At 36.7% G+C, this 22,283-nt stretch carries 23 protein-coding genes, 1 rRNA gene, 2 pseudogenes and 1 riboswitch; of the genes and pseudogenes, 12 read left to right on the forward strand and 14 right to left on the reverse strand.

What is annotated here, in order from left to right; genetic code table 11:
• Positions 1 to 672 precede the first annotated feature (672 nt).
• A complete protein-coding gene (locus tag AC1FXZ_RS21105) occupies positions 673 to 1,113 on the reverse strand; it encodes an Lrp/AsnC family transcriptional regulator (protein ID WP_480057357.1) in 441 nt (146 codons plus the stop codon).
• A gap of 118 nt (positions 1,114 to 1,231) precedes the next feature.
• On the opposite strand from AC1FXZ_RS21105, the gene AC1FXZ_RS21110 reads away from it, so the two are divergent.
• Positions 1,232 to 1,795 (forward strand): cysteine hydrolase family protein, encoded by a 564-nt coding sequence (locus AC1FXZ_RS21110; protein WP_480057359.1) that lies wholly within the window; start codon positions 1,232 to 1,234, stop codon positions 1,793 to 1,795.
• A gap of 99 nt (positions 1,796 to 1,894) precedes the next feature.
• On the opposite strand, the gene AC1FXZ_RS21115 is transcribed toward AC1FXZ_RS21110, so the two are convergent.
• Positions 1,895 to 2,371 (reverse strand): SRPBCC family protein, encoded by a 477-nt coding sequence (locus tag AC1FXZ_RS21115; protein WP_480057361.1) that lies wholly within the window; start codon positions 2,369 to 2,371, stop codon positions 1,895 to 1,897.
• A gap of 165 nt (positions 2,372 to 2,536) precedes the next feature.
• On the reverse strand, positions 2,537 to 3,145 hold the full coding sequence (locus AC1FXZ_RS21120) for an FMN-binding negative transcriptional regulator (RefSeq protein ID WP_480057363.1): 609 nt from the start codon (positions 3,143 to 3,145) through the stop codon (positions 2,537 to 2,539).
• Positions 3,146 to 3,290: 145 nt separating this feature from the next.
• On the opposite strand from AC1FXZ_RS21120, the gene pdxR reads away from it, so the two are divergent.
• A complete protein-coding gene (pdxR, locus tag AC1FXZ_RS21125; RefSeq protein ID WP_480057365.1) occupies positions 3,291 to 4,670 on the forward strand; it encodes a MocR-like pyridoxine biosynthesis transcription factor PdxR in 1,380 nt (459 codons plus the stop codon).
• A 118-nt stretch (positions 4,671 to 4,788) separates the two neighbouring features.
• Here the strand turns inward: pdxR and AC1FXZ_RS21130 are convergent.
• Positions 4,789 to 5,112: pseudogene (locus AC1FXZ_RS21130) on the reverse strand (transposase); the annotation flags it as partial.
• A gap of 127 nt (positions 5,113 to 5,239) precedes the next feature.
• Between AC1FXZ_RS21130 and AC1FXZ_RS21135 the strand changes: the two are divergent.
• From AC1FXZ_RS21135 to AC1FXZ_RS21160, 6 genes are all read left to right on the forward strand, one after another.
• A complete protein-coding gene (locus tag AC1FXZ_RS21135; RefSeq protein WP_480057367.1) occupies positions 5,240 to 5,671 on the forward strand; it encodes a Chromate resistance protein ChrB in 432 nt (143 codons plus the stop codon).
• Complete coding sequence (locus AC1FXZ_RS21140; protein WP_480057369.1) at positions 5,668 to 6,090, forward strand: chromate resistance protein ChrB domain-containing protein; 423 nt, start codon at positions 5,668 to 5,670, stop codon at positions 6,088 to 6,090. The genes AC1FXZ_RS21135 and AC1FXZ_RS21140 overlap by 4 nt, the downstream gene beginning before the upstream one ends.
• Before the next feature lie 14 nt (positions 6,091 to 6,104).
• Positions 6,105 to 7,232: a chromate efflux transporter gene (chrA, locus tag AC1FXZ_RS21145; protein ID WP_480057371.1), complete on the forward strand. Its 1,128-nt coding sequence runs from the start codon at positions 6,105 to 6,107 to the stop codon at positions 7,230 to 7,232.
• Positions 7,233 to 7,384: 152 nt separating this feature from the next.
• On the forward strand, positions 7,385 to 8,413 hold the full coding sequence (locus AC1FXZ_RS21150) for an ion channel (RefSeq protein WP_480057373.1): 1,029 nt from the start codon (positions 7,385 to 7,387) through the stop codon (positions 8,411 to 8,413).
• A gap of 82 nt (positions 8,414 to 8,495) precedes the next feature.
• A riboswitch (cyclic di-AMP (ydaO/yuaA leader) is annotated at positions 8,496 to 8,639 on the forward strand.
• A 25-nt stretch (positions 8,640 to 8,664) separates the two neighbouring features.
• Positions 8,665 to 9,369, forward strand: a complete 705-nt coding sequence (locus AC1FXZ_RS21155; protein WP_480057401.1) for a potassium channel family protein — start codon at positions 8,665 to 8,667, stop codon at positions 9,367 to 9,369.
• A gap of 3 nt (positions 9,370 to 9,372) precedes the next feature.
• A complete protein-coding gene (locus tag AC1FXZ_RS21160; protein ID WP_480057375.1) occupies positions 9,373 to 10,713 on the forward strand; it encodes a TrkH family potassium uptake protein in 1,341 nt (446 codons plus the stop codon).
• Positions 10,714 to 11,330: 617 nt separating this feature from the next.
• On the opposite strand, the gene AC1FXZ_RS21165 is transcribed toward AC1FXZ_RS21160, so the two are convergent.
• The 6 genes from AC1FXZ_RS21165 to AC1FXZ_RS21190 all read right to left on the reverse strand — a co-directional run bounded on the left by AC1FXZ_RS21165 (position 11,331) and on the right by AC1FXZ_RS21190 (position 15,626).
• Positions 11,331 to 11,849 carry a DUF2269 domain-containing protein gene (locus AC1FXZ_RS21165; protein ID WP_480057377.1) on the reverse strand — a complete coding sequence of 173 codons (519 nt, stop codon included), beginning with the start codon at positions 11,847 to 11,849 and terminating at the stop codon, positions 11,331 to 11,333.
• Positions 11,846 to 12,043 (reverse strand): hypothetical protein, encoded by a 198-nt coding sequence (locus tag AC1FXZ_RS21170; RefSeq protein WP_480057379.1) that lies wholly within the window; start codon positions 12,041 to 12,043, stop codon positions 11,846 to 11,848. Before AC1FXZ_RS21170 ends, AC1FXZ_RS21165 begins: the two co-directional genes overlap by 4 nt.
• Positions 12,044 to 12,249: 206 nt before the next feature.
• Positions 12,250 to 12,849, reverse strand: a complete 600-nt coding sequence (locus AC1FXZ_RS21175) for a hypothetical protein (protein ID WP_480057381.1) — start codon at positions 12,847 to 12,849, stop codon at positions 12,250 to 12,252.
• A gap of 11 nt (positions 12,850 to 12,860) precedes the next feature.
• Positions 12,861 to 14,300 carry a sodium:solute symporter family protein gene (locus AC1FXZ_RS21180; protein WP_480057383.1) on the reverse strand — a complete coding sequence of 480 codons (1,440 nt, stop codon included), beginning with the start codon at positions 14,298 to 14,300 and terminating at the stop codon, positions 12,861 to 12,863.
• A 120-nt stretch (positions 14,301 to 14,420) separates the two neighbouring features.
• On the reverse strand, positions 14,421 to 14,642 hold the full coding sequence (locus tag AC1FXZ_RS21185) for a hypothetical protein (protein WP_480057385.1): 222 nt from the start codon (positions 14,640 to 14,642) through the stop codon (positions 14,421 to 14,423).
• A 306-nt stretch (positions 14,643 to 14,948) separates the two neighbouring features.
• A complete protein-coding gene (locus tag AC1FXZ_RS21190) occupies positions 14,949 to 15,626 on the reverse strand; it encodes a GntR family transcriptional regulator (RefSeq protein ID WP_480057387.1) in 678 nt (225 codons plus the stop codon).
• Positions 15,627 to 15,711: 85 nt separating this feature from the next.
• On the opposite strand from AC1FXZ_RS21190, the gene AC1FXZ_RS21195 reads away from it, so the two are divergent.
• On the forward strand, positions 15,712 to 16,263 hold the full coding sequence (locus tag AC1FXZ_RS21195) for an ATP-binding cassette domain-containing protein (RefSeq protein ID WP_480057389.1): 552 nt from the start codon (positions 15,712 to 15,714) through the stop codon (positions 16,261 to 16,263).
• 10 nt (positions 16,264 to 16,273) lie between these two features.
• Entirely contained in the window at positions 16,274 to 16,516 is a 243-nt protein-coding gene (locus AC1FXZ_RS21200; protein ID WP_480057391.1) for a hypothetical protein, read from the forward strand.
• 124 nt (positions 16,517 to 16,640) lie between these two features.
• Here AC1FXZ_RS21200 and AC1FXZ_RS21205 read toward each other — a convergent pair.
• The 3 genes and pseudogenes from AC1FXZ_RS21205 to AC1FXZ_RS21215 all read right to left on the reverse strand — a co-directional run.
• A pseudogene (locus AC1FXZ_RS21205) lies at positions 16,641 to 16,853 on the reverse strand (glutaredoxin family protein); the annotation flags it as partial.
• Positions 16,854 to 17,255: 402 nt separating this feature from the next.
• Positions 17,256 to 17,591, reverse strand: coding sequence for a type II toxin-antitoxin system RelE/ParE family toxin (locus tag AC1FXZ_RS21210; protein ID WP_480057393.1), 336 nt, complete (start codon positions 17,589 to 17,591; stop codon positions 17,256 to 17,258).
• A 5-nt stretch (positions 17,592 to 17,596) separates the two neighbouring features.
• On the reverse strand, positions 17,597 to 17,845 hold the full coding sequence (locus tag AC1FXZ_RS21215) for a type II toxin-antitoxin system prevent-host-death family antitoxin (RefSeq protein WP_480057395.1): 249 nt from the start codon (positions 17,843 to 17,845) through the stop codon (positions 17,597 to 17,599).
• Positions 17,846 to 18,171: 326 nt separating this feature from the next.
• On the opposite strand from AC1FXZ_RS21215, the gene AC1FXZ_RS21220 reads away from it, so the two are divergent.
• Both AC1FXZ_RS21220 and AC1FXZ_RS21225 read left to right on the forward strand, forming a co-directional pair.
• The gene (locus tag AC1FXZ_RS21220) at positions 18,172 to 18,975 is read left to right on the forward strand and encodes a LysM peptidoglycan-binding domain-containing protein (protein WP_480057397.1); all 804 of its coding nucleotides are present in this window, start codon (positions 18,172 to 18,174) and stop codon (positions 18,973 to 18,975) included.
• Between the two features lie 642 nt (positions 18,976 to 19,617).
• Entirely contained in the window at positions 19,618 to 21,798 is a 2,181-nt protein-coding gene (locus tag AC1FXZ_RS21225) for a beta-glucosidase family protein (protein ID WP_480057399.1), read from the forward strand.
• A gap of 407 nt (positions 21,799 to 22,205) precedes the next feature.
• Here AC1FXZ_RS21225 and rrf read toward each other — a convergent pair.
• Positions 22,206 to 22,283, reverse strand: a 5S ribosomal RNA gene (gene rrf, locus AC1FXZ_RS21230); the annotation flags it as partial.

Raw genomic sequence — 22,283 nt, forward strand, 5'->3', positions numbered from 1 at the left:
CGTTCGTCCTGAGCCAGGATCAAACTCTCCATGAAAATGGTAAGCTGATTAGCTCAATCTGCATCACGCTAGCAATGCAATAATAATTCGGATGAAATTTGCCCTATCGGGTAAATTTCCTTTGGGATTTCCTTGAAAATCCCTGAGATATCATGTATCTCTATTTCGCTTGGCTTTTGTTCAGTTTTCAAAGAACTCGTTAATCGCTGTTTCATCAGCGACATTCATAATCATAACATAATACTCTGTTCTGCGCAATAACTTTTTAAAAATTATTTTTGCAACTAGTTACGAACCAACCTGCCGTTCGTAGCGACAGGGATTAATATATCACAATAAATAATTCTGCGCAACAGTTAATTTAAAATTAATTTTTACGGCTAGATTTAATACTATACCATAGAGACGACATAAAATTCAACTAAATTTCAAATCCACCATTCTATTACCACACAAAGTATCTTTCAATCCGAAACGAACAATAGTCTCTACTTACCTATAGAAGAAAGTCAACAATTTTAAAGCAAAAAAGCCTAATCCTCCTTATCTTTACCACGGAATTAGGCTTTGGTCTTCCACAATCGTGCCAATTGTGGAAGACCATTTTCTATTGAACAATACCACTCAAGTGAAATTCATAACAATCCTGTATTGTCTTTAAGATTCATATTGTTATGTAGCAGTCAACGGATGACGTTGTTTTATCTCTTGTATAGAGAGGTTTAAACTATAATTTCCATGTTCGAGAAGTTTATTAAGTAAAAGATTTAGTTCTTCTTGGGATTTAGTTTTTATTTTTAAAAGGTAACAACCTTCTCCAGATATTCGGTGAGCTTCCACTACCTCATTACATTCATTGATAAAATCAATAAACGAATTATGATTCGCTGTTTTCATATTCATAATGACAAACGCCGTATAAGGAAGTCCTAATTTCATTTCATTAATGATTAAGGAATAGGCTTTAATTACACCATTTTCCTCAAGTTTTTTTATACGATTCCCCACTGCTTGACCAGTCATATGAATCAGTTCCCCTAAGTCCTTCCATTGGATACGTGAATTTTCGGATAGTAACCGAAGGATCTGAAAATCGATATTATCAAGTTCCATAAAAAATTCCTTTCAGTATGAAATTAATTGATATAAAAGTGTTTCATCAAAGTATCGATTAAAATCAAAATATTATTTATCTTTGTATTATATTAAATATTTTAATGAGGTGAAATAAATGAGCACTGCTTTAATTATTATTGATATACAAAACGACTATTTCCCAAACGGAAAAATGGAATTGAGTAATCCAATAAAAGCAGCTGATAATGCAGGAAAAATTCTTGAATGGTTTAGACAGAATTATAATGATAATATTTTTCATGTCCAGCATATTTCAAATGATGAAAGTATAGGCTTCTTTCTTCCAAATACTGAGGGAGTAAAAATAAATGAGGCTGTTTTACCAATAGAAGAAGAAAATATTATCACAAAACATACACCTAACAGCTTCTTCAATACTGATTTAGAAAGCAAATTAAAAGAAAACGGAGTGACCAAACTAATGATTGTAGGTATGATGACACATATGTGTGTAGATGCCACAGTCAGAGCAGCCATGGAGCTAGGTTTTGAATCTACACTTATAGAAGATGCTTGTACGACAACAGACTTGGCTTACCAAGGTAAGGTAGTACCAGCAGAACAGGTTCATTATGCATTTATTAGCGCACTTAATGGAATATATGCCAATGTAATTTCGACCGAGGATTTCATTCAACAAAAAGCTACAAAAAACTAAAAAAGCAACAAATTAATATGAAAGGGAGTTTGTTTTTTACAATCTCCCTTTTTTGCTGATGTTTAAACCTAACATATATGCAAGTTAACTAAAAATCGCTTAATTTTTATACAAACTTTTTTTGTAGTGTTCACGTAATTCTAGTGCATTATCTTCCCATTCTATTGTATGACCATGGATTAATTGACCAAGGACATCCAAGCATCGATGCCACCCTGCAGCTATATATATCGCCATCGATCGATCATCAAACGTATGGCTAAACGTCAAGGTGCACCCTTGATCCACTTCATGTATTCTTATCTCTAACAAATCATCAACTTCCCGAAAACAAAAGGAATATGGAAGATTTAATTCGGTAATAATCGCCTCATAGATTGACCCTTCACCATCATCGAACTTTATCTTTCCGCCAACACTAAGATCCATATCTCCAGTTGCAAATGGATACCACTGTGTAAAATAATCAGGATCCGTTACATAACGAAATACTTTTACAGGATTAAATAGATATTTACGTTCAAAAACCAAAACGTGTCTTCCTTCTTTTTCATGGAGACTGCCATAGTTACTCATGAATGTTACCACCTTTTTTCGAATGTATTACGGTTTCCTATACTTCAACGGTTTTAAATACTAATCACACCTTCTGGACCTGGCGTTAAAAATAACCCCAAAACAAATAAAATAAATGTTGTCACCTATCAATACTCTCTTTCGTTAAAGGTTACTTTACCTAAACTATTTAAGGTTATTTTTCATGAGAGATGCTATTTGTATATTGTTTTGTTCAGAAGAGTTTTCAAGCTGTCTTATCACTAACTGTTGTCGTTCGACTGGGTGATTTTGACTTAATTTAGCTTTCGCTTCTATTTTTGTTATGTTTATTTTAAATGCTACAATCCCTTTTTTCATTCCTTCAATAAATGAGGAATCAATTTCCTTTAAATTGTATGAGCTATTTGGACTTTCATATTTATTTACCATATCATTTAGAGATTCGAATATGACTTTCTGATCCTCGATAATCTTCATCTTTCCATATAAATGGATAGACACATAATTCCAAGTTGGGACTGCTATCGTTGTTTCATACCAAGATGGAGATATATAACAGTGAGGACCTTGGAAAACCACAAGAACTTGTTGGCTTTCTATATCCTTCCATTGTCCGTTCGGGTGGGCAAAATGACCATATAATGCACCTTCATCTTTATTTAATGTGAGTGGAAGATGGGTAGCATATGGTTCACCATTGTGCTGAGAAAATAAAGTGGCAAAGCTGTACTTTTCGATAAAATCATAAATCATCTCTTCATCATTGAGTTGAAAATGTTTTGGTATATACACGATTTAGATCCTCCTTGATAAAGCCTTTGTAATGTAGCTATCTGAAATTTAAAAATTTTGGATTTATATGAGTTATTCTATTATGCAAATTGACATTTAAAAAGGTACAATTATTAATAAATAAATATGTCAGAGGTGATTACAATTGAAAAATGCCATTTTTGCATTTAAGGATGGCTCGCCCAAATACAAACAAATCTATGAGCAGTTTAAATTATTTATAGAGAGTGGCGACGTACCAGCTGGTGACCCACTGCCATCCATTCGCCAACTTGCAGACTCCCTTCAAGTAAGCCGAAATACGACATTAATGGCTTATGAGCAGCTTGTAGCTGAAGGTTATATCCATGGAGAAGGTCGAAAAGGGTATTTTGTAAATGAATTAGATCCACTTTTATTTCAAAAAGCCTCAGCTTTTCCTAATAAAAAGCAAACAAAGTCTGTGACACCACCCCTAATTGACTTCCGAGCAGGAGCCGTAGATCAAACCAATTTCCCCCTGAAAATTTGGAGAAGAATAGCAAACCGAGTTTTAACATTACCGGAGAGCTACCGATACGGGGAACCCTTTGGTGAACTGTGCTTGCGTGAACAAATCGCTACATATTTATTCCAATCTCGTGGAGTGAAAACAGATCCAAATGCAATTATAATAGGCAGTAGTACCCAACAAATGTTAATTTATCTCGGACAAATTTTAAAGGATAATTTCACTAGCATTATTGTAGAGGACCCAGGTTATGATGGAGCAAGGGAGGCTTTTCAATTTCAATGTTTCACGCTTGAAACTTTACCAGTTTATGAATCAGGTAGTGATTTTTCAAAATTAGAACAAATGACTTCAAGGTTAATCTATGTAACCCCCTCCCATCAAAGTCCAATTGGAGTAAGCATGTCTATCCAACAAAGGCAAATGCTCATTCATTGGGCTAACAAGATGGATGGCTTTATTGTCGAAGATGATTATGATAGTGAATTTCGCTATACGCAACAACCATTTCCAGCACTTGCTTCCATTGATTCAACAAGAGTCATTTACTTAGGGAATTTCTCAAAGTCCTTTCTTCCAGGAATCCGTTTAAGTTATATGGTATTACCACAGAAACTTTTAAACCGTTATAAAAATCAATTTCTTCATTTTGAGAGTACCACTTCACTTCTTAGTCAGCTTACAATGGCTAAATTTATGGAAGATGGAGAATGGATTCGCCATATTAAACGAATGCGTCTTGTTTATAAACGAAAAATGCAATGCTTAGTTTCAGAATTACAACAACAATTCAAACAAAATATATCAATTATTGGGGAGCAATCTGGTTTGTACTTATTAGTTAAGCTACATCTAAAACGTTCAGAGGAATGGCTAATTGAACAGGCCTCCTATTTTGGTGTTACGGTGTATCCTACCTCCATTTATTCCATAAAAAATCATTCTGATGATCCAATTATTAAACTTGGGTTCAGTAATCTTACGTGTGAGGAAATCGAATTAGGTGTAAATCTACTAAAAGAGGCTTGGTCATAAAAGGTTATATCCCTCAACCTGCAAAGCAACGGTGGGGCAAAGCCTGGAGGATGAAGTATGTGCTGCATCCTCTATTTTTATTTCTCTGATTAACAATGAGGCCCATGGAAAGAACGGTTTAATTTTTTATATCTTTCGACTGAGGATTCGGACGAGCAAAGTGTCCATATAAGTGTGTTTTCTCCTTGCTCGAATAGTCGTAAATCATTGCTTCATCTGTTCTTTCAAATCGTGTTGGAATATACATAATCATCATTAACCTTTCATTAATCCCTTCTAAAAATCCATTTGAATAGCCATACGCAAAGCTATTTAGAATTTCCGTCTGCCAGTTTTCGAAGGTACTTATAGCTTTGCACATTTCTGGTATCCCTGAATTCTCAATTAATTTATAAATAGCTTTTAATTCCGTTTTAATTCTTTCCATTTCGGTCGTGCCTATATAAGCGTCAGCTCTTATTCTACTAACTCGCTACCCAATAATTTAATAAGGTATTGAAAAACGCCCTATGAACTAAGGTGAAAATTCTGTATAATGTAACCGTGGTTACATTATAGGAGGTGAGATTTTGATAAGTTGGCTACACCTCACGTATAAAATCCCTAGAAAACCTAGTTCTCCAAGAGTAAAAGTCTGGAGGAAACTAAAAAGCTTAGGGGCTTTTCATTTACATGATGTTATATGGCTTTTACCAAATAACGCTTATACATATGAACAGTTCCAATGGTTAACCGTTGAAATTAAAGATTTAGGTGGAGAAGCAACTATGTGGGAATCACATCTTCTCTTTGGATTATCTGATGAAGAAATAAGTCAGTTATTTATTGAACAAATCAATGAAAGTTATATTGAACTTCTAAAACAATTAGATGAATCAGATATCGATTTAGTTTCTTTGTCAAAAAAATACCAACGAATAAAAACAATTGATTATTTCAAGTCCCCATTGGAACTAAAAGTACGTGAAAAAATCAAGCAACGAAGGAGTGATTTAACATGAAGTGGGTTACATGGAAAAATATCGGAGTGGATCGTATGGCTTGCTGCTGGTTAATTAAAAACTATATAGACCGAGAAGCTGAATTTATCTTTATTCCTGAGGGTAAAACAGAAATTCCGAATGGAACAAAAGGATTTGATATTCCTGGTGCTGAGTATTCACACAGACATGGACAATGTTCTTTTTATTCTTTGTTAAATGACTATAACTTGCACGATCCTGTATTAAAAAAAATAGCTCAAATTGTAGATGAAGCAGATACAGTACAAGAAGTTTTTTTAGAACCTGTTGCACCAGGTCTAGATTATATTTGTGACGGGATTAGCTTAATTAGCAAAGATGATTCTGAAGCGTTAGAAAGAGGATTCATCATTTATGACGCATTGTATGCAATGATAAAAAGAAGTCATCAGTACTAATGGGGGAGAAAAAAGTGGAGAAACCTAGTTTTTGGAACATTTTTTGGACCTATATCCTTATTGGTTTACAAGGTTGGGGTGGTCCAGCTGCACAAATACAAATAATTCACGAACACGCCGTAGAAAAGAAAAAATGGATTGATAATGAACGATTCAGAGATGCTTTTGCTGTTTGTGGTATGTTACCAGGCCCAGAAGCTGCTGAACTTTGTATGTATGTCGGATATCGACAAAGAGGTTATTTAGGTGGGTTTTTAGCGGGATTGGGTTTTATGTTACCGAATTTCATTTTAATTACCATCTTGGCTTGGGCTTACTTTCAATTTGCTGCAACTTCTGACATAGCTCAAGGCTTATTATATGGTGTTAAGCCCGCAATGGTTGCTATTGTTTTATTCAGCCTTTATCGAATTGCAAATAAGTTTGGAGTATTACAAGATGGTAAAAAAATATTCATTACTCTTTTCATGTTGACTTTAACGTTTATTACGCAAATCGATTTAATCCTTTTGCTATTGGTTATGGGATTAGTGTATATGTTATTAGTTCGTTCGTTTAACAATAAAGTATTTAGCGTTAACAGTATTCCACTTTTTGCAGTAGCCTCTTTGGGAACAGCTTCAATACCAACTAGCCTTTCCCTATTATTCTTAAAAGTGGGTGCACTTAGCTTTGGTGGAGCATATACGGTTCTAGCGTTGTTACAATTTGAAGCTGTTGATAATTATGGGTGGCTAACAACTGAACAATACATTGATGGTTTAGCTATTAATGAATTAACTCCCGGTCCCACAATCATGGTAGCAGCATTCGTAGGTTTTGCAGCATATGGTTTTTTGGGAGCTACATTAGCAACCTTTTTTATCTTTTTACCAGCCTTTTTAGTAGTGCTGTTAGGCGCTCCGTATTTCGATAAAATTAGAGAAAACAAGAAGCTGAAACTATACTTAGCAGGTGTTAGTGCAGCAGTTGTTGGTCTTATCGCTAGTTTTTTAATACGACTTTCGTTAGAAGTATTTTATGATTGGGGAAGCATTATTATAGCATTTGTAACACTTGCACTCTTATTTAAATTCAAATGGCAAATATGGCAAGTATTCCTTTTAGCTTTAGCTTTAGGAACTTTGCTTATCTTTTTATAATAATAAAATCTGTTCCAAACTGGGACAGATTTTTCTATTATCATTATTGAACTATCCTGCCTTTACTTTAAGAGGACACTTTTTATGGTTTTAGCTCATGTAGCTTATAACGAAGCTAACTTTGGAAACCTTATCTAAAAGGAGGGATTTATATGTTAATGATATTTGAAATAATGAAAATAGCTGTCAACATCCGAAAGCTAACATTATTATTGATAACGGTCGTTTTTTTAATTAGCAGTTCTTTTATAATTCATTGGTTGGAACCTGAAATGTTTGAAAATCCATTCATCGGATTTTGGTATGTTATGACTACTGTTACGACAACAGGCTATGGTGACTTCGTTCCAAATACCACAATAGGTAAGATATTTGGCTTATTTTTATACTTTTTTGGAATTGGTTTAATCGGTATTGTCATTGGTAAAATTGTTGAAGGCTTTGGGCTTTTACGAAAATTAAAGGAGGAAGGAAAATTGAATTATAAAGGAAAAGGTCACTACGTGATTATCGGTTGGTCCAATAAAGCTAAACATACTATGAATGAGATCTTAGAAATCGATGACCAAGCAAAGATTCTTGTGATCGATTCACTACCGAAATCTCCCTTTGAGAGTGATAAATTTTCATATATACAAGGTGACGCAACTGATATAGAAACATTAGAAAAGGCAAATGTACTTGAGGCAAAAGCTGTTTTAATTTTTACAGGAGATAAAGAGTTTAACTCTGTCGCTGCAGATGGACAGTCACTTCTGATTGTATCAGCCATTGAGAGTTATGCAGTAGAGATGAAGCAAGAGATTTATACCATTGTTGAGATTCTTAAAGAAAAGCATATTTCAAACTTCGAGCATGCGAATGTAGATGAATTTATTATTGCTGATGAAGCCTTATCTGATTTAATGGCAAAAGCTGCTGTTGATAAAGGATCAAGCAAGCTAATTATGGAACTCCTAAGTAGAAGAAGTGGTGTCGATATACGTAAAATCACCAAAAAACAAATTTGGAAAACATATAACGATGCTTTTGAAGATTTAAAAAAACTTGGGGCTAATTTAATTTCTGATCGGAATGATTTTCAAATTTTAAACAAGCTAGGAGAGTCTATTCCTAAGGAGGCAGAGCTTTATGCCATCTGTACCAAAGAATCCTATCAGAAGATTATGAAACCCAACTAAAATGCAATTTGTAAATTTATACAATAAGTATTGACAACCTTACCTTACAGGAGTAAATTCTCTATTAGTTAAATTAAATAGTAACCTTTAGTCGCTTAATCATTTTGAGCGGGGGAACCAACTTTGGTGGAAATGTTCCATCTTGGGGTGAATCTTACTAAGTAAGAGGGGATACTCTCAGTCCCTAATCCGACAGCTAACCTCGTCAGCGTTATTTTGGAGAGAAGGGTCGGAATAGACCATTCTTTGTGATGGTCTATTTTATTTTGCACAAAAAGAGGTGGGAAAAGGTGGCAGATAAAAAGAAACAATTTGCCGTTGTTGGGTTGGGGCGTTTCGGTGGTAGTGTGTGCAAGGAGTTATATAGAATTGGACATCAAGTTTTAGCTATCGATAATCGAGAGCATAAAGTCAATGAGTTTGCACAATTCTCTACACATGCTGTTATCACGGACTCGACTGATGAGAAGTCATTGCAATCTTTAGGAATCCGGAACTTTGAGTACGTAATCGTCGCAATCGGGGATAATATCCAATCAAGTATATTGACTACCCTTGTCCTCAAAGAAATGGAAGTTGAGAACGTATGGGTTAAAGCACAGAATGCCTATCATCATAAGGTACTAGAGAAGATAGGTGCCGATCGAATTATTCACCCTGAACATGATATGGGTATCAGGATTGCCCAGCATTTAACCTCAGAAAAAATTGTTGATTATATTGAATTATCTAATGAATATAGCATAGTTGAATTACTAGCAACCAACAAAGTCCATAACCGTTCCATTATTGATTTAGATGTTCGTGCTAGGTTTGGTTGTACAATCTTGGCCGTCAAACATGGAGAGGAGATTAATGTATCCCCACTCCCTGAGGATATGATATATGTAAATGACGTCCTTATCGTAATTGGGCACAAAAGAGATTTAAAACGGTTTGAGGAAGAAGGGATGTAAACCATGTCATTTCCTAAAAAAGGTATTTTAAATCGTCGAATTCACTTGTCCCCCCCACAAACGTTAGCTCTAAGTTTTTTTATAGCTATTGTGATTGGAACACTATTATTAAAGCTTCCTTTTGCAACAACAGAGCCAATCGCCTGGATCGATGCATTATTTACAGCTACTTCCGCTACAACCGTTACAGGTCTTGTGGTTGTTGACACTGGGACAGCTTTTACGGTATTTGGACAAGTAGTGATTATGATACTCATTCAGATTGGTGGATTAGGATTAATGACGTTCGCTGTATTAATTATCGTTGTATTAGGAAAAAAAATCGGGTTAAAAGAACGGATGTTAGTACAAGAAGCTTTTAATCAAACTTCCATTGGCGGTGTTGTACGTCTCGTAAAGATTTTATTTATCTTCGCTATCTTAATGGAGTTTATTGCTGTTATATTACTCTCTATTCGTTGGGTTCCGGAATACGGTTGGGCTTTTGGCATTTATACAAGTATTTTTCATGCCATTTCTGCATTTAATAATGCGGGATTTTCGCTTTGGTCTGATAGCTTAATGGGATACGTTGGAGACCCTGCTGTAAACATTATTATTACATTACTATTTATCACCGGTGGAATTGGTTTTACTGTTTTGTCTGACTTATGGCACACAAAAGAGTTTCATCGACTATCCTTACATTCGAAATTAATGTTAGTTGGCACATTAGTCATTAATGTTGTAGCTATGATGTTGCTTTTCACACTAGAATACGCCAACCCAGCTACTTTAGGTGCCTTAGATCTCGCTGATAAGCTTTGGGCTTCTTACTTCCAAGCAGTTACACCTAGGACAGCTGGATTTAATTCAATCGATATCGGCAGCATGACTTCTGGATCGATTGTCTTTTTACTGCTGCTAATGTTCATAGGAGCAGGAAGTGCTTCCACAGGCAGTGGGATCAAATTAACAACATTTATAGTTATTGTCCTGGCTGTTATCACATTCTTAAGAGGAAAAAATGACACTGTAGCGTTTGCACGCACAATTAGACTTCAAATGATAATCCGTTCATTAGCAATTGTTGTGATTAGTTTGTTTGCCGTATTCCTTACTATCCTAGCTCTGACTATTACAGAAAATGCTCCATTTATTATGATTGTCTTTGAAGCTTTTTCTGCATTTGGTACTGTTGGACTGTCGATGGGGTTAACAGGAGAATTATCTCCTTTAGGAAAACAAGTTATTATTTTCTTAATGTTTATTGGACGAATCGGGCCATTAACATTGGCTTTCTCATTAGCGAGGGCTCAAAAATCAAGCATCCGTTACCCAGATGGAGAGGTATTTACAGGGTAGTGTTATAGCTAAACTTTTAATTAAAATAAAGCCTCTTACACACATATAAAGGGTAAAAGAATTAGGATAGGTTAGGATAGCATTGGAAATATCTGCTTTACCTATCCTTCTTTGTACTACAAATGACCTCATTTACCACAACAACAGGGGTGGGTGTTGTTGAATGCACTACCCGTTAGCTGAAGAAAAATTGTTCATCAGAGAATCGGAAAATCAGGTTATAAGTTTAATAAGATAATAATAACCACAATAATTGCTGGAATTAAACCGATTTTAAAATACCACCAAAAGAAAATTCAAATCGTTCAGAACCTTTATTCAGCTATCGACCCGTTACTTTCATAAGACCAAACCACATAATTAACTAATTTTTTGTATCTTTATCAGAATAAAACTGACCAAATATAATAATAAGCCAATAGTTTTAAATAAGTTGGTTTTCTTTATATTTATCGAACCCACTTTTTGTAAGTCGTTTCAATTCATAAAAATTGAATTAAATTAAACAGGAACAACCACAGCTCTGACTGTTCCTGTTGTTAAGGTAATGGAGACTTTGTTGAATAAAAACTATTTCTAATTTTATAAACATGAAAATTGAGTTTTATTTACCTCACTTATCCTTTCTTACTATTGTTCTGCTTTCGCCAACCGTAGTGAGTCATTCCACGAGGTTTGTATACGGATAACGTTATAACCACAAGTAATACCAACAATCCACCAACAGCGTGTACAACAAGAGACTGTCTTACCCCACGGAAATCGGTGCTGGATAATGTCGTCTCTGCTGCTACATTTGCAATATAACTAATTGGCTCCAGTTGTAAGTACAAGACGATAGCTGCAACCAGCGTTAACAATAATTTTATCAAAACCCAATAATGACGGAACAAGCCCCACTTTGTACCTAACGATTGTATAAGACCACCTAACAGAGAGAGTATACTCAACGGAACAATGACGAACAACGTAGTCAATTCCATCGATAGGTAAGATGCACTGACCACCTGTTCATTCTCACTATTCAAACCAGCAATAGAAAGCACAAGAAAACAAGCAATAGCTCCAATCCAACCAAGGGTAGAAACGATATGTATCAAAAGTGCAAATTTTCGGACGCGTGTTGTCATCATCATGACTCGTTACTACCTTGTTCTACTAACGAAACATCGTAACCAACACCATTAAGTGAAAAGTGGCGACTGGGACCATGTTCTCCACCAATACCTGTCACTTTCAAAATTACAAATAATAAAACTAAAACAATAACAATTATCCCAAAGACTTTTACCCACCGTGGTGTACGTGGTGGTCCTTCGTGTTTAGTCATGAATATCCTCTCCAATTTGTGGTTATTAAATATAATTTAATTATAGCAATGTTTTTAAGCCACCTTGCACTAAGAGGCCGTTAGCTTAGTACATCTTTTCACAAAGTCATATAAAAGTGAAGACTTTATTGCGCAATATTTAGTCAAATACGAAAGACGATCACTTTGAAAGCAATCGTCTTTTTAGAGGATATTCTATTACCAGTCTATCTGTACTGTGCAGCCATTTCCTGCTCTTTCATTTTTTTAAGGAGAAAAACTTCATTTTCTCCAGTGTTCACATTTAACAACATTTCTTTATTAATTAAATTTGTTTGAATTTCCACCCTACAGAATTGAGTATAGTTTAATGTGACTTCTTTAATTTTATATGTTGGTTTTTTTACCATATACATACTATTAATTTGCCTCTTCTGTACATCTTGAATATATTTTGTCGCTTCATCAGTTGTTAATATATGAGGATCTAGTAGTTGATTAGACCTCACTGTTCTTTCTTTTACAAAGGGCACATCCATTATTATTCCTCGATATCCTGTAATTGCGTCAATAAATACCATACGTGGTGTAACCTTAGGAGGGAATGGATTTCTTGAAGCAAAAACCAATATTTTCGCAAGCCAAAAAGGATGATAGTAGAGATATTCTTGTTTTATTCCATTAGATATATGTTCTAGGTTAATCTTTCTGTTTAGGCGGTCCTTTAACGATAAATTTTTATATATTAGTTTGGGTAACGAAAAAGCCTTTTCCTTTTTAGCTGTTATGATCCGAACTGTTTCATTCTGGTATTCTGGAATACTCACTTACATCCCCCTTATTGTGCGTCTTTAAGCGCTGAATGGTTTAATTCTACGTCTCTTTGAATTTTCTCAGGTGGAGCAGGTGTCATCAAACTGACAATAATCATTAGCGCAAAGGATGCTGGGGTCGCATACATTACCTCATTAATAACGCCTCCAGGAATTTGCATGGCAACAAGGTATACAGTCATACCTCCAATAATAGCTGCTAATGCTCCGTGTTTGTTTGCTCTTTTCCACCATAGGCCTAATAAAATAGGTGCACTGAAACATGAAACCATAGCCCCGCCAATCATCGCAATCATAACGTGTAATAATGGTGGAGGATTCAACGATAATACGATTGCTATTGCTGCGGCTAATAGCATAACTGTTAAGCCTATCTTTGTAACCTTTTTTTCTGATGCATTTGTATTGATATGCCCTTTATATAAATCATGGGCTACTCCGGAAGAAATCGATAATAGAAATGCATCCGTTGAGGACATGATCGAAGCTAAAATTGAAGCTAAGAGAATTCCTGCAATTACAGGATGTAAATAATACTCGATGACAGTCAAAAATGCTAAATCATGATTATTTCCGATCGTATCACCAAGGCTAATACCAGCAAGTAAAACAAACACTCCTGTTAAGAAAAGTAATATAAATAAGAATGTTCCTCCTACCATTGATAGTCTTGCATGCCTCGCGTTTTTCGCACTTAAAGTTCTCATAACCGCTGTAGGGGTCACGACTGAAAACCATAAAAATACAAAGAAAAGGCCAAAATAGCTATACCATGGTAAGGTAGTATCAAATGCTTCTGGATTAACACTTAATGCTGCATTAACAATATTAGGGATTCCGCCACTGTCAAATATAATAATTACAGCTAATAGTGCAATCCCGGCTACCATCATAAAACCCTGAATCAAGTCAGTATAAGTAATGGCCCACATACCCCCAATAGAGGCATACAAAGTCATTCCTGCACCTATAATAATAACTGTCAAGGCGTAATCCCACCCTAAAACATAGGAACCCACATATCCAACTGTTGTTAATTGAGGAACAATGTATATGGTCATTAGTATTATAATTAATACAGCAGATAAAATCTGAACGGACTTATCAAACCTATTGCGAAAATACTCAGGTAATGTTGTCACTCCAGATCTACGCATTTGTGCAGCAAAAAGGTATAACGCAAATGGAAATAATGCTACACTTCCTAATCCAGTAGCTAAATAGAATGGAACACCAAAAGCTACCCCTGATCCAATTGCTCCATACATAGAGCCACCACTTGCTACAGCAGCAAATATCGCAAATGATCCAACAAATCCATTTATTGATCGACCTGCTAACCAATAGTTCTCTTCTGATGATAGAGCTTTTCGCGCAAAATATATCCCGATAACTGTCATTATAATTAAGTAAATAATTATCACCGATGTTTCAATTGGTCGCATACTATCATTCACATCCTCTATATTAAGATATAAAACTATCTTTCAAATCAGGGACAATAAGATCATTTTAACTATTAAATTTGTATTAGTTACGATATCGTTGTGCGATTATCTGTCAACTTAATTTGAGTCCTTTTTTTCCACCTTCTCTACCCAAAAAATAAAAATAATTGATTGTATGCCCCATATAAAAAAGGCTATAACCATTAACCAATTAATTACAGGTATTCCTAACCAACCTGTATGTGTCGGAAACCAAGCAAATACAAAAATCGCAATCGCTAACATGATCATAGTCATAATAATGCCTGGATTTTTGAAAATATTTTTCTTTTGTCTCACTATCTCCCATCCTCCTTTAATCAAATATTTATTTTTGTTGAACTAACTTCCATCAGTAATGTGGTTCTCAAAAGAAATAACGGACTAATTTAATGGAATTCCTATATTAGCTTCAACACACCTAAATATCACTAATATTCTGAACATCATTTGTAAAAAAACTGGCTGCAATTAATCAAGACTAGTTTTCTCTTTCATCTTTGTCTTTACAGGACTTGGACATACTGCATTTACTCGAATCAATTCACCAAGACATTGATTAATTTAACTGATAATAGCTAATCCTCAGAGTGCTCCTATATTAATTTACTTTCTCTTGTGATTTTGAATAGACTTTTTGGCTGCATAAAGACTATTTTTTATATGCTCTTTCATTAAATATTCCGCTTTAATATGATCCCTTTCAATAAAAGCATTTGTAATTTCTTCATGTTCTAATGCAGCCTTCTTACTTCTTTGATCACTTTCTTTCGGAGCAAGGCGACGATATCTTGCAATATGATCCTTAAGTTGGTTTAAAAAATTGATAGCAGTTTGATTCCCACTAATCTCATAAAACAATGAGTGAATTTGACTACCAAGATTGACAACCTCACCCCCATTCTTATTTTGGGATGCCTCTATTAATTGGTTGGTTAACTTCTCTACTTTCTGAATGTCGTGATCAGTAGCATTTATCGTAGCTTCACTAATTACTAACCCCTCTAACATAATGCGAACCTTAAAAATCTCTTCTAATTCTTCTGTTGTAATCGGAGCGACTTTCATTCTTCCATTCGTTTGGCGAATGATTAACTTTTCCAGAATCAACCTTTGTATGGCTTCCCTAATGGGAGTTCTACTTATTTCCATATCTTTTGCAAGCTTTTCTTCATTAATTGGCTGACCAGGTTCTAAATTTCCCTCTATAATATTTTCCTTTAACTCAAAATAAACTAAATCTTTCGTGGATAGTCTTTGTTTTCCTAGAGGAGATAAACTCATTATTCGACTTCCCTTCTTTTCTTTACTGGTACAATCTATGTGTACACAAATTAAAATATACCTTTATATAAATATAAAAGAATATTTGTATACAATTATTAAATTGCTCTCCATTTTAGGCAAATCGCCGATACGGCATCGTAAAGAGGTGTTTGAACAGGTCGGTGTTCAGAATGTCCAGGACAAAATTACTGTCAACGAAGCTTGTGAACAGTGGCAAGCACTTTATAAGAAAACCGGTGATTTATCTAAACTTTTACAAGTATTCGGTTTGATGGGGAAAGAAGATCAACTTGTAAAATCCCTATCAGGAGGAGAACGGCAACGTCTGGCTGTTTTACTTGCTTTACTGCCTAAACCAAAGCTTGTTTTCTTGGACGAGCTTACAACAGGCCTAGATACGAAAGCTCGCCGGATACTGTGGAAACTGCTATTAACAATGAAAGAGAAAGTTCTATCTATCGTACTTACCTCGCATTACATGGATGAAGTAGAGGCCTTATGTGATGAAATTATCATTCTAAGAGATGGAAAAAATGTTTTTCAGGGTACAGTTCGTGATGTGGTGGAATCTAGTAAGAAGACATCTCTTAAGGATGCATATTTATATTATTCTGGTGAGGAGGGTACGTGGTGATGAATTTTTAGTGGAACAGTTACGGGTCATACGGAGCCTAAGAAGTGCTCATTACTCCATCAATTCTATTTATCGATTACTTTCACAAATCCATCATCCCACTCCAAATATCATAGAAATACTAAATAATCCAACAGAGAAAGAAGATATCGTTTCTGTCACGGATCAGTTAGTAACATCCTTACTAGAAGCACTAAATGGGGCAAACGCTGTATTAGAATTATTTAATCATAAACTTAAAGAGATAGAATAAACATTGCTTACTAAAACAGCGAATCTGTGCTTAGTAATCACACGCTATTAGATATATAGAGTAATTAATAGTTTTTACTGATACTTAAAAATAAGATTAAGAGGGGGCGTATCCCTCCTATCCTTTATTCTTCTAAGCTCTTCCGTATTTGTCGCGCATTAAATCCCACTAGCCATTTATCACCAATCTTTAATTGTGGTACCCCTTTCTCTCCTGTCGCTGTTACCATCTCCTCCATTGCTTCAGGGGATTTGCTTACATTAACTATGTTATAGTCAATTTCATGCTTATCTAAATATTTTTTTGCCATTACACAGTAATAACAACCATCTTTAGAATAAACAGTAACATTTTTTTCATAATAAGAATCTCCTTATTTTTATTAATCTGCTTTTCTTAGAAGACATGAAATAAAAGAGTTATCTTTTTTATCTCAAAAATTAGAAGCTATCTCTAATGATCTTGAAGAATTAAAAAAAATAACTTCAAAACTTAAAAAAAGAAAAAGTAACGTATTCACAAACCCATTCCAAAAAGGCAAGAGTCCTGTTCCATCCATGAACTCTTGCCTCCACTTACCAAACTTCTACTGCGCAGTATTTAGTCTACTAAGGGAAAAAGCGCCTGACCCCCAGTGCAGAAATACTTTACAGTACTGGGGGTCAGGCGCTTTAATTGGACACAAAAAAAGACACCCAGATTTAGAGCGTCGCGTCAAATTCTTGTATTTTAGGAGGCATCACTGTTCCTTATTTGAATTCATTTCTTCGTTAAATAATAACTTTACATAATCTCTTCTCGAATATAAAATACGATAGATCGATACATAAAGATCATCAAATTTATAAAAAACAATGTAGTTCCCACTGACTAGATACCGGTAATCTGTTTCAATATTAATCTTTGAGGATAACTCTAGACCTACCATTGGATACTCTTTTAGCTTTTTGTAACTCTCAATGATATTTGAAACTACATTTACAGCAGCTGTCGGATTATCAAGTTCTTTAGTAATATATTCCTTAATATCATACAAGTCTTGTTTAGCAACAGGGTTTATTCTCAACCTATACATAATTATTAAACTCCAAGGTCATTCTCAACTTGTTCTTCAGTTAGCCACTCATCTCCAGCTTTTATTGCCTTTTCAGCTTCCATAAGCTTTGAAAGCAGTTTAATCGTAGCTTGGTTTTTCTCATATTCTTCAATATCCATAATGGCATATCTACCTCGACCATTTTTCGTTAAAAAAACTGGATCACCTACTGCAATGTCTTTTAAAACTTCATTGTAATTTCTTAAATCTGAAACAGGTTTAATATTTGGCATAATATCAACTCCTTTCACTGAAATGATTATACCATTATTTCACTTAAAATAATACGTTAAATCCAACAGCAAAAGTGTCCTAAAATTGAAGTTAATTGCTGCGCAGCATGCGTCTACTACGTATAAAAAGTTTACTACAATCTTGCTCATATGCTTTTCGGATATCAACAAGCAAACATTACCTCGTGTTTCTGTATTTTTTTCGATTCATCATATTCTTCAACTATATATAATATAGTTTGTTAATCGTGAAGAATAAAAAACATAAACAATGACGCCACTTCGGAATATCACGATTATAATGGCCCAAGGGGAGTGTATGTTATATGCCTGTTGTAAGACAATCACATGTCGTTTACACCGTTCAGCCAGGCGATACATTATATGCAATCGCTGCACGTTTTGGCAGTACAGTCCTAGAAATTCAAAGAGCGAACCTACAGGATCCTCGTTTCATCGATCCAAATGTCATTTTTCCAGGTTGGACACTTGTTATTCCTGTCCCTACCGTACGTCCCTTTGACACCACCTATCTTCCGGTCGCTGGAGATACACTTTTTCATATTAGTCAGCGATTTTCAGCACATTTCGATCTTGTCGCCGGAGTTAATAGACTCCAGGATCCGAACCTTATTTTTGCTGGGCAGCTTCTCTGGGTTCCAGCCTTTGTGTACGAAATTGAAGTAGGAGATACTCTATTTGGCATTTCCAGACGCTTTCAAATTCCGATAGCAAATATTTTAGCAGCAAACGAAGGTCGTCCTGGATTTTCACTTGATTTAATTTTTGTCGGTTTTCGCTTACTCCTTCCACTTCCGTCATCAAGAAATATCGTAGTCACTCATCCTTTTCCAGGGGATATTATTCCAGGCAGAGAGCTTGTGGAAGGCTTCGCTCGTGTATTTGAAGCCAATGTATTGATGCAGATTCGGGATGATAACGGGGTGATCGTCTCAGGAGAACGCTTTACAACAGCACTTGAAGGTCCACCTGCATACGGTTATTTTTCTGAAACCGTTCTCATCGATCGACCCCCTACCACACCTAGCGGACAATTATGGGTGTACTCTCGCAGTCCAGTCGACGGCAGTATTATAGATCTTGTACAAGTAAGAGTTTTCTTTATGTAAGGCATGGGGACAGGATAGTGAAAAAGGCGTTTTTCCTTTTTCACTATCCTATAGGCCATGTGCGTAGCCGTTACCCTCATTTTGAAAGCCCTACTATGAATGGGTTTCTCATAGTAAGGCACGTAATATGTGGAACCATTGCGCTTCTTCGAGGGTACTTTATCACCAGTCTCGATCCCCCCACGCTTCCTCGCTGCTACTCTAGCCCTTTCCTGCGCCCTTTTGTTGAATGAAGTAAAAACAATTTTCTTTAATATAAAGATGTATTGCTTTTAAATGGTTACAACCAATCCTTTAAGACTACCAACCCATTGCCTTTCGTTTTTAGACGAAGACTTTTAAAAAAAATTGGTTATTCTGAATTCATTGCCTTTAATTAAGTTAATCAAATTTCTACTAATATAGCCAAAATAGTACGATGAAAATTATGGGAAAAGTAATACAATTCATGAAAGGCTACCCAATCATAAAAAGATTAATCCAGATATAAAAGGAAATCTTACTTGCTCCACTTGGAGTATTCTGTAATCTTTGAAGGGTCTCTGGATATCTTAAATATGTAAGCCTTTTACGTTCTAAAAGGAAAAAGCAGTAGAAATAATACTAATATTTTTATAAAAATATTGTACGAGGAGGCTCTACATGAATAATCAACCTAATACTGATACAAAAAAGAATGGACAGTTTCCATGGATGGACAAGTCCCTGTCACCACATGAGCGTGCTGAGAAGCTCGTAGCCGCTATGACCTTGGAGCAGAAAATCGCTCAGCTTCACGGTGCGATGGAGACGATCAACATCTACGCCTTGCCGTCTGCGGATGAAATGAATGCCATGAGCGCAGAGGAGCAAGATCAGCTTATGGCCCAGATCCAAGTACAGCGTCATGTAAAGGGTATTGAGGAGTTGGGAATCCCACGCTTTCGCATTACCAACGGCCCAGTAGGCGTAGGTATGGGTGACGGACACCCAAGCCCAGCCGCTACCGCATTACCCATGTCTATCGCTCTTGCAGCTGGCTTTGATCCTGAGCTTGCACGTGACTACGGCGACATCATTGGTTCTGAGACTGCGACGCTTGGTCAACATGTACTTGAAGGACCTGGCGTTTGTCTACATCGAACTCCGATTGCAGGCCGTAACTTTGAGTATTTTTCAGAAGATCCGTACCTTTCCGGGGTGATGGGCGTTGAGGTTACGAAGGCCATCCAGGAACACGACATTATTGCCATGGGTAAGCATTATGTGGTTAATGATCAAGAATACGAGCGCTTTCGCACTAGTGTCGAGGTGGATGAGCACGTATTACGCGAGCTGTACCTGCTTCCGTTCGAGATGTTGGTCAAGGACGGTGACATTGCTGCGATGATGAGCGCCTACAACCGCGTTCGTGGTGTTTATGCAACTGAAAATCGCTATATCCTTAACGATATTCTTCGTGACGAGTGGGGGTTCCAAGGTTACGTGCAATCTGATTTCTGGTCATGCCGTTCTGCTGCAGGATCGTTGAACGCTGGTATGGACCATGAAATGCCGGACGCCAAGTGGTTAAACGAGACTAATGTTAAGAATGCACTTGAGGACACAAGCCTTGAGATCCAAACCGTCGACCGAGCACTGATTCGTCGTTACACGCAAATGTTCCGTTTCGGACAGTTCGAGCGTCCTTACAATCCCGGGGAGATCGATGCAAAAGCTCATGGTGCCATCTCTCGGAAAATCGGCTCCCAGACAGCTGTTCTTCTAAAAAATGAGGGCAAGATGCTTCCACTCGACCCGAAAGCTTATGGTTCCATCGTGATCATCGGTCAATCTGAGTACGTTGATGACGCCTGTAATGGCGGTGGTGGCTCATCCAAGGTCACTCCACTCTACACGGTACCACCGGTAGAAGGCATGCAGACTGTCCTACAAGGTCTTGGTTCGGATACGAAGGTCAGCAAGGTCACTGTCGCCAAAGGTCTGTCGAACCTTGAAGAAGCGAAATCAGCTGCCACTGAAGCTGATGTGGTTATTCTAATGGTCGGCTTGGTTGCCACTGAGGGGGCTGATTTACCTAGTCCGAACATGCTGAACGATCAGAATCGCATGGTCGACGAACTACTGGATATCAATCCACAATCGGTTGTAGTTATGAAAGATAGCAGCCCTGTGATGATGCCATGGCTTTACAAGGCTAAAGCAGTTCTAGAAGCATGGAACCAAGGTACTGAAGATGGTCACGTTGTTGCCGACTTACTCTTCGGCGTTATAAATCCATCAGGCAAGGTACCTACCACATATGCCGCTTCCGAGGGCGATCTTTTGTACGCAAACAACCCTGAGCGCTACCCTGGTACCGATGAAGGCAATGGTTTCCCGGTTATCCGTTATTCTGAGGGCCTCAACATGGGCTACCGCTGGTTTCAGTCTCAAGGGATTAAGCCATTATTCCCGTTTGGGTACGGCCTATCCTACACGTCCTTTGAGCTTTCTGGATTCTCAGTAACACCATCACAAACGGATGGCAAGTCCCCTATCACGATAAATGTGACCGTAACCAATACAGGAAAGGTTGCTGGAGCTGAGGTTGTTCAAGTATATCTAGGCATTCCTGTCAAAGGACAGCCACCTAAACGTCTTGTTGGGTTCCAGAAGGTTTACCTCGAGCCTAATGAGTCACGCGAGGTTACCATCACAATCGACCCGACTGCTACGAACCATCCGATGAGTGTATGGGACTACTACGAACATGACTTCGTGGTGAAGCCTGGCGAGTACACCATCTATCTTGGCACATCTAGTGAAGATACGCCTTACAAAGGCAATGTAGTCGTTGAATAACTAAATTTTAATATAATAGTTAGAAGGGTTGAATTCTTAGTTGAATTCAACCCTTTTTTCTTATTTACCCGATATAGACGGCCAACAAAACAGTGTCAGGCACCTGCCAAAATTATTCGTTCTCATGCTATTAACGGTTGTTAATTTCAATAATTTCACCCTTTCAGGATCTCACTTCACTACTTAGTTCAATAAAGTGTACGCATTTTCTTCTTCATCTAAAATAAAACCTTGTTGTAGAAAAAGCGCCCTATAATGGAATAAAATTGAGAAACCGATACAACTTAGCTTATTTTTACTTCAAGTAAAGCATTCTACTACTGCCTTCACTCGGAACTTGAACCCTAGAGAATGTGTGCATGGCTAGCACACTAAAAAAAGACAATCCATTGGATTGTCTTTTAACTGCCTGGCAACGTCCTACTCTCACAGGGGGAAGCCCCCAACTACCATCGGCGCAAAAGAGCTTAACGACCGTGTTCGGC

The sequence above is a fragment of the Halalkalibacter sp. HAAS-P014 genome, from assembly GCF_056619965.1.

Excerpts from the sequence above, each read along its gene's own strand:
- AC1FXZ_RS21170 (WP_480057379.1), bottom strand. The coding sequence starts at position 12,043 with ATGACTAAACACGAAGGACCACCACGTACACCACGGTGGGTAAAAGTC.
- AC1FXZ_RS21160 (WP_480057375.1), top strand. The coding sequence starts at position 9,373 with ATGTCATTTCCTAAAAAAGGTATTTTAAATCGTCGAATTCACTTGTCC.
- AC1FXZ_RS21115 (WP_480057361.1), bottom strand. The coding sequence starts at position 2,371 with ATGAGTAACTATGGCAGTCTCCATGAAAAAGAAGGAAGACACGTTTTG.
- AC1FXZ_RS21150 (WP_480057373.1), top strand. The coding sequence starts at position 7,385 with ATGTTAATGATATTTGAAATAATGAAAATAGCTGTCAACATCCGAAAG.
- AC1FXZ_RS21225 (WP_480057399.1), top strand. The coding sequence starts at position 19,618 with ATGAATAATCAACCTAATACTGATACAAAAAAGAATGGACAGTTTCCA.
- AC1FXZ_RS21155 (WP_480057401.1), top strand. The coding sequence starts at position 8,665 with ATGGTCTATTTTATTTTGCACAAAAAGAGGTGGGAAAAGGTGGCAGAT.
- AC1FXZ_RS21190 (WP_480057387.1), bottom strand. The coding sequence starts at position 15,626 with ATGAGTTTATCTCCTCTAGGAAAACAAAGACTATCCACGAAAGATTTA.
- AC1FXZ_RS21215 (WP_480057395.1), bottom strand. The coding sequence starts at position 17,845 with ATGCCAAATATTAAACCTGTTTCAGATTTAAGAAATTACAATGAAGTT.
- AC1FXZ_RS21220 (WP_480057397.1), top strand. The coding sequence starts at position 18,172 with ATGCCTGTTGTAAGACAATCACATGTCGTTTACACCGTTCAGCCAGGC.
- AC1FXZ_RS21210 (WP_480057393.1), bottom strand. The coding sequence starts at position 17,591 with ATGTATAGGTTGAGAATAAACCCTGTTGCTAAACAAGACTTGTATGAT.
- AC1FXZ_RS21140 (WP_480057369.1), top strand. The coding sequence starts at position 5,668 with ATGAAGTGGGTTACATGGAAAAATATCGGAGTGGATCGTATGGCTTGC.
- AC1FXZ_RS21165 (WP_480057377.1), bottom strand. The coding sequence starts at position 11,849 with ATGATGATGACAACACGCGTCCGAAAATTTGCACTTTTGATACATATC.
- AC1FXZ_RS21180 (WP_480057383.1), bottom strand. The coding sequence starts at position 14,300 with ATGCGACCAATTGAAACATCGGTGATAATTATTTACTTAATTATAATG.
- AC1FXZ_RS21110 (WP_480057359.1), top strand. The coding sequence starts at position 1,232 with ATGAGCACTGCTTTAATTATTATTGATATACAAAACGACTATTTCCCA.
- AC1FXZ_RS21105 (WP_480057357.1), bottom strand. The coding sequence starts at position 1,113 with ATGGAACTTGATAATATCGATTTTCAGATCCTTCGGTTACTATCCGAA.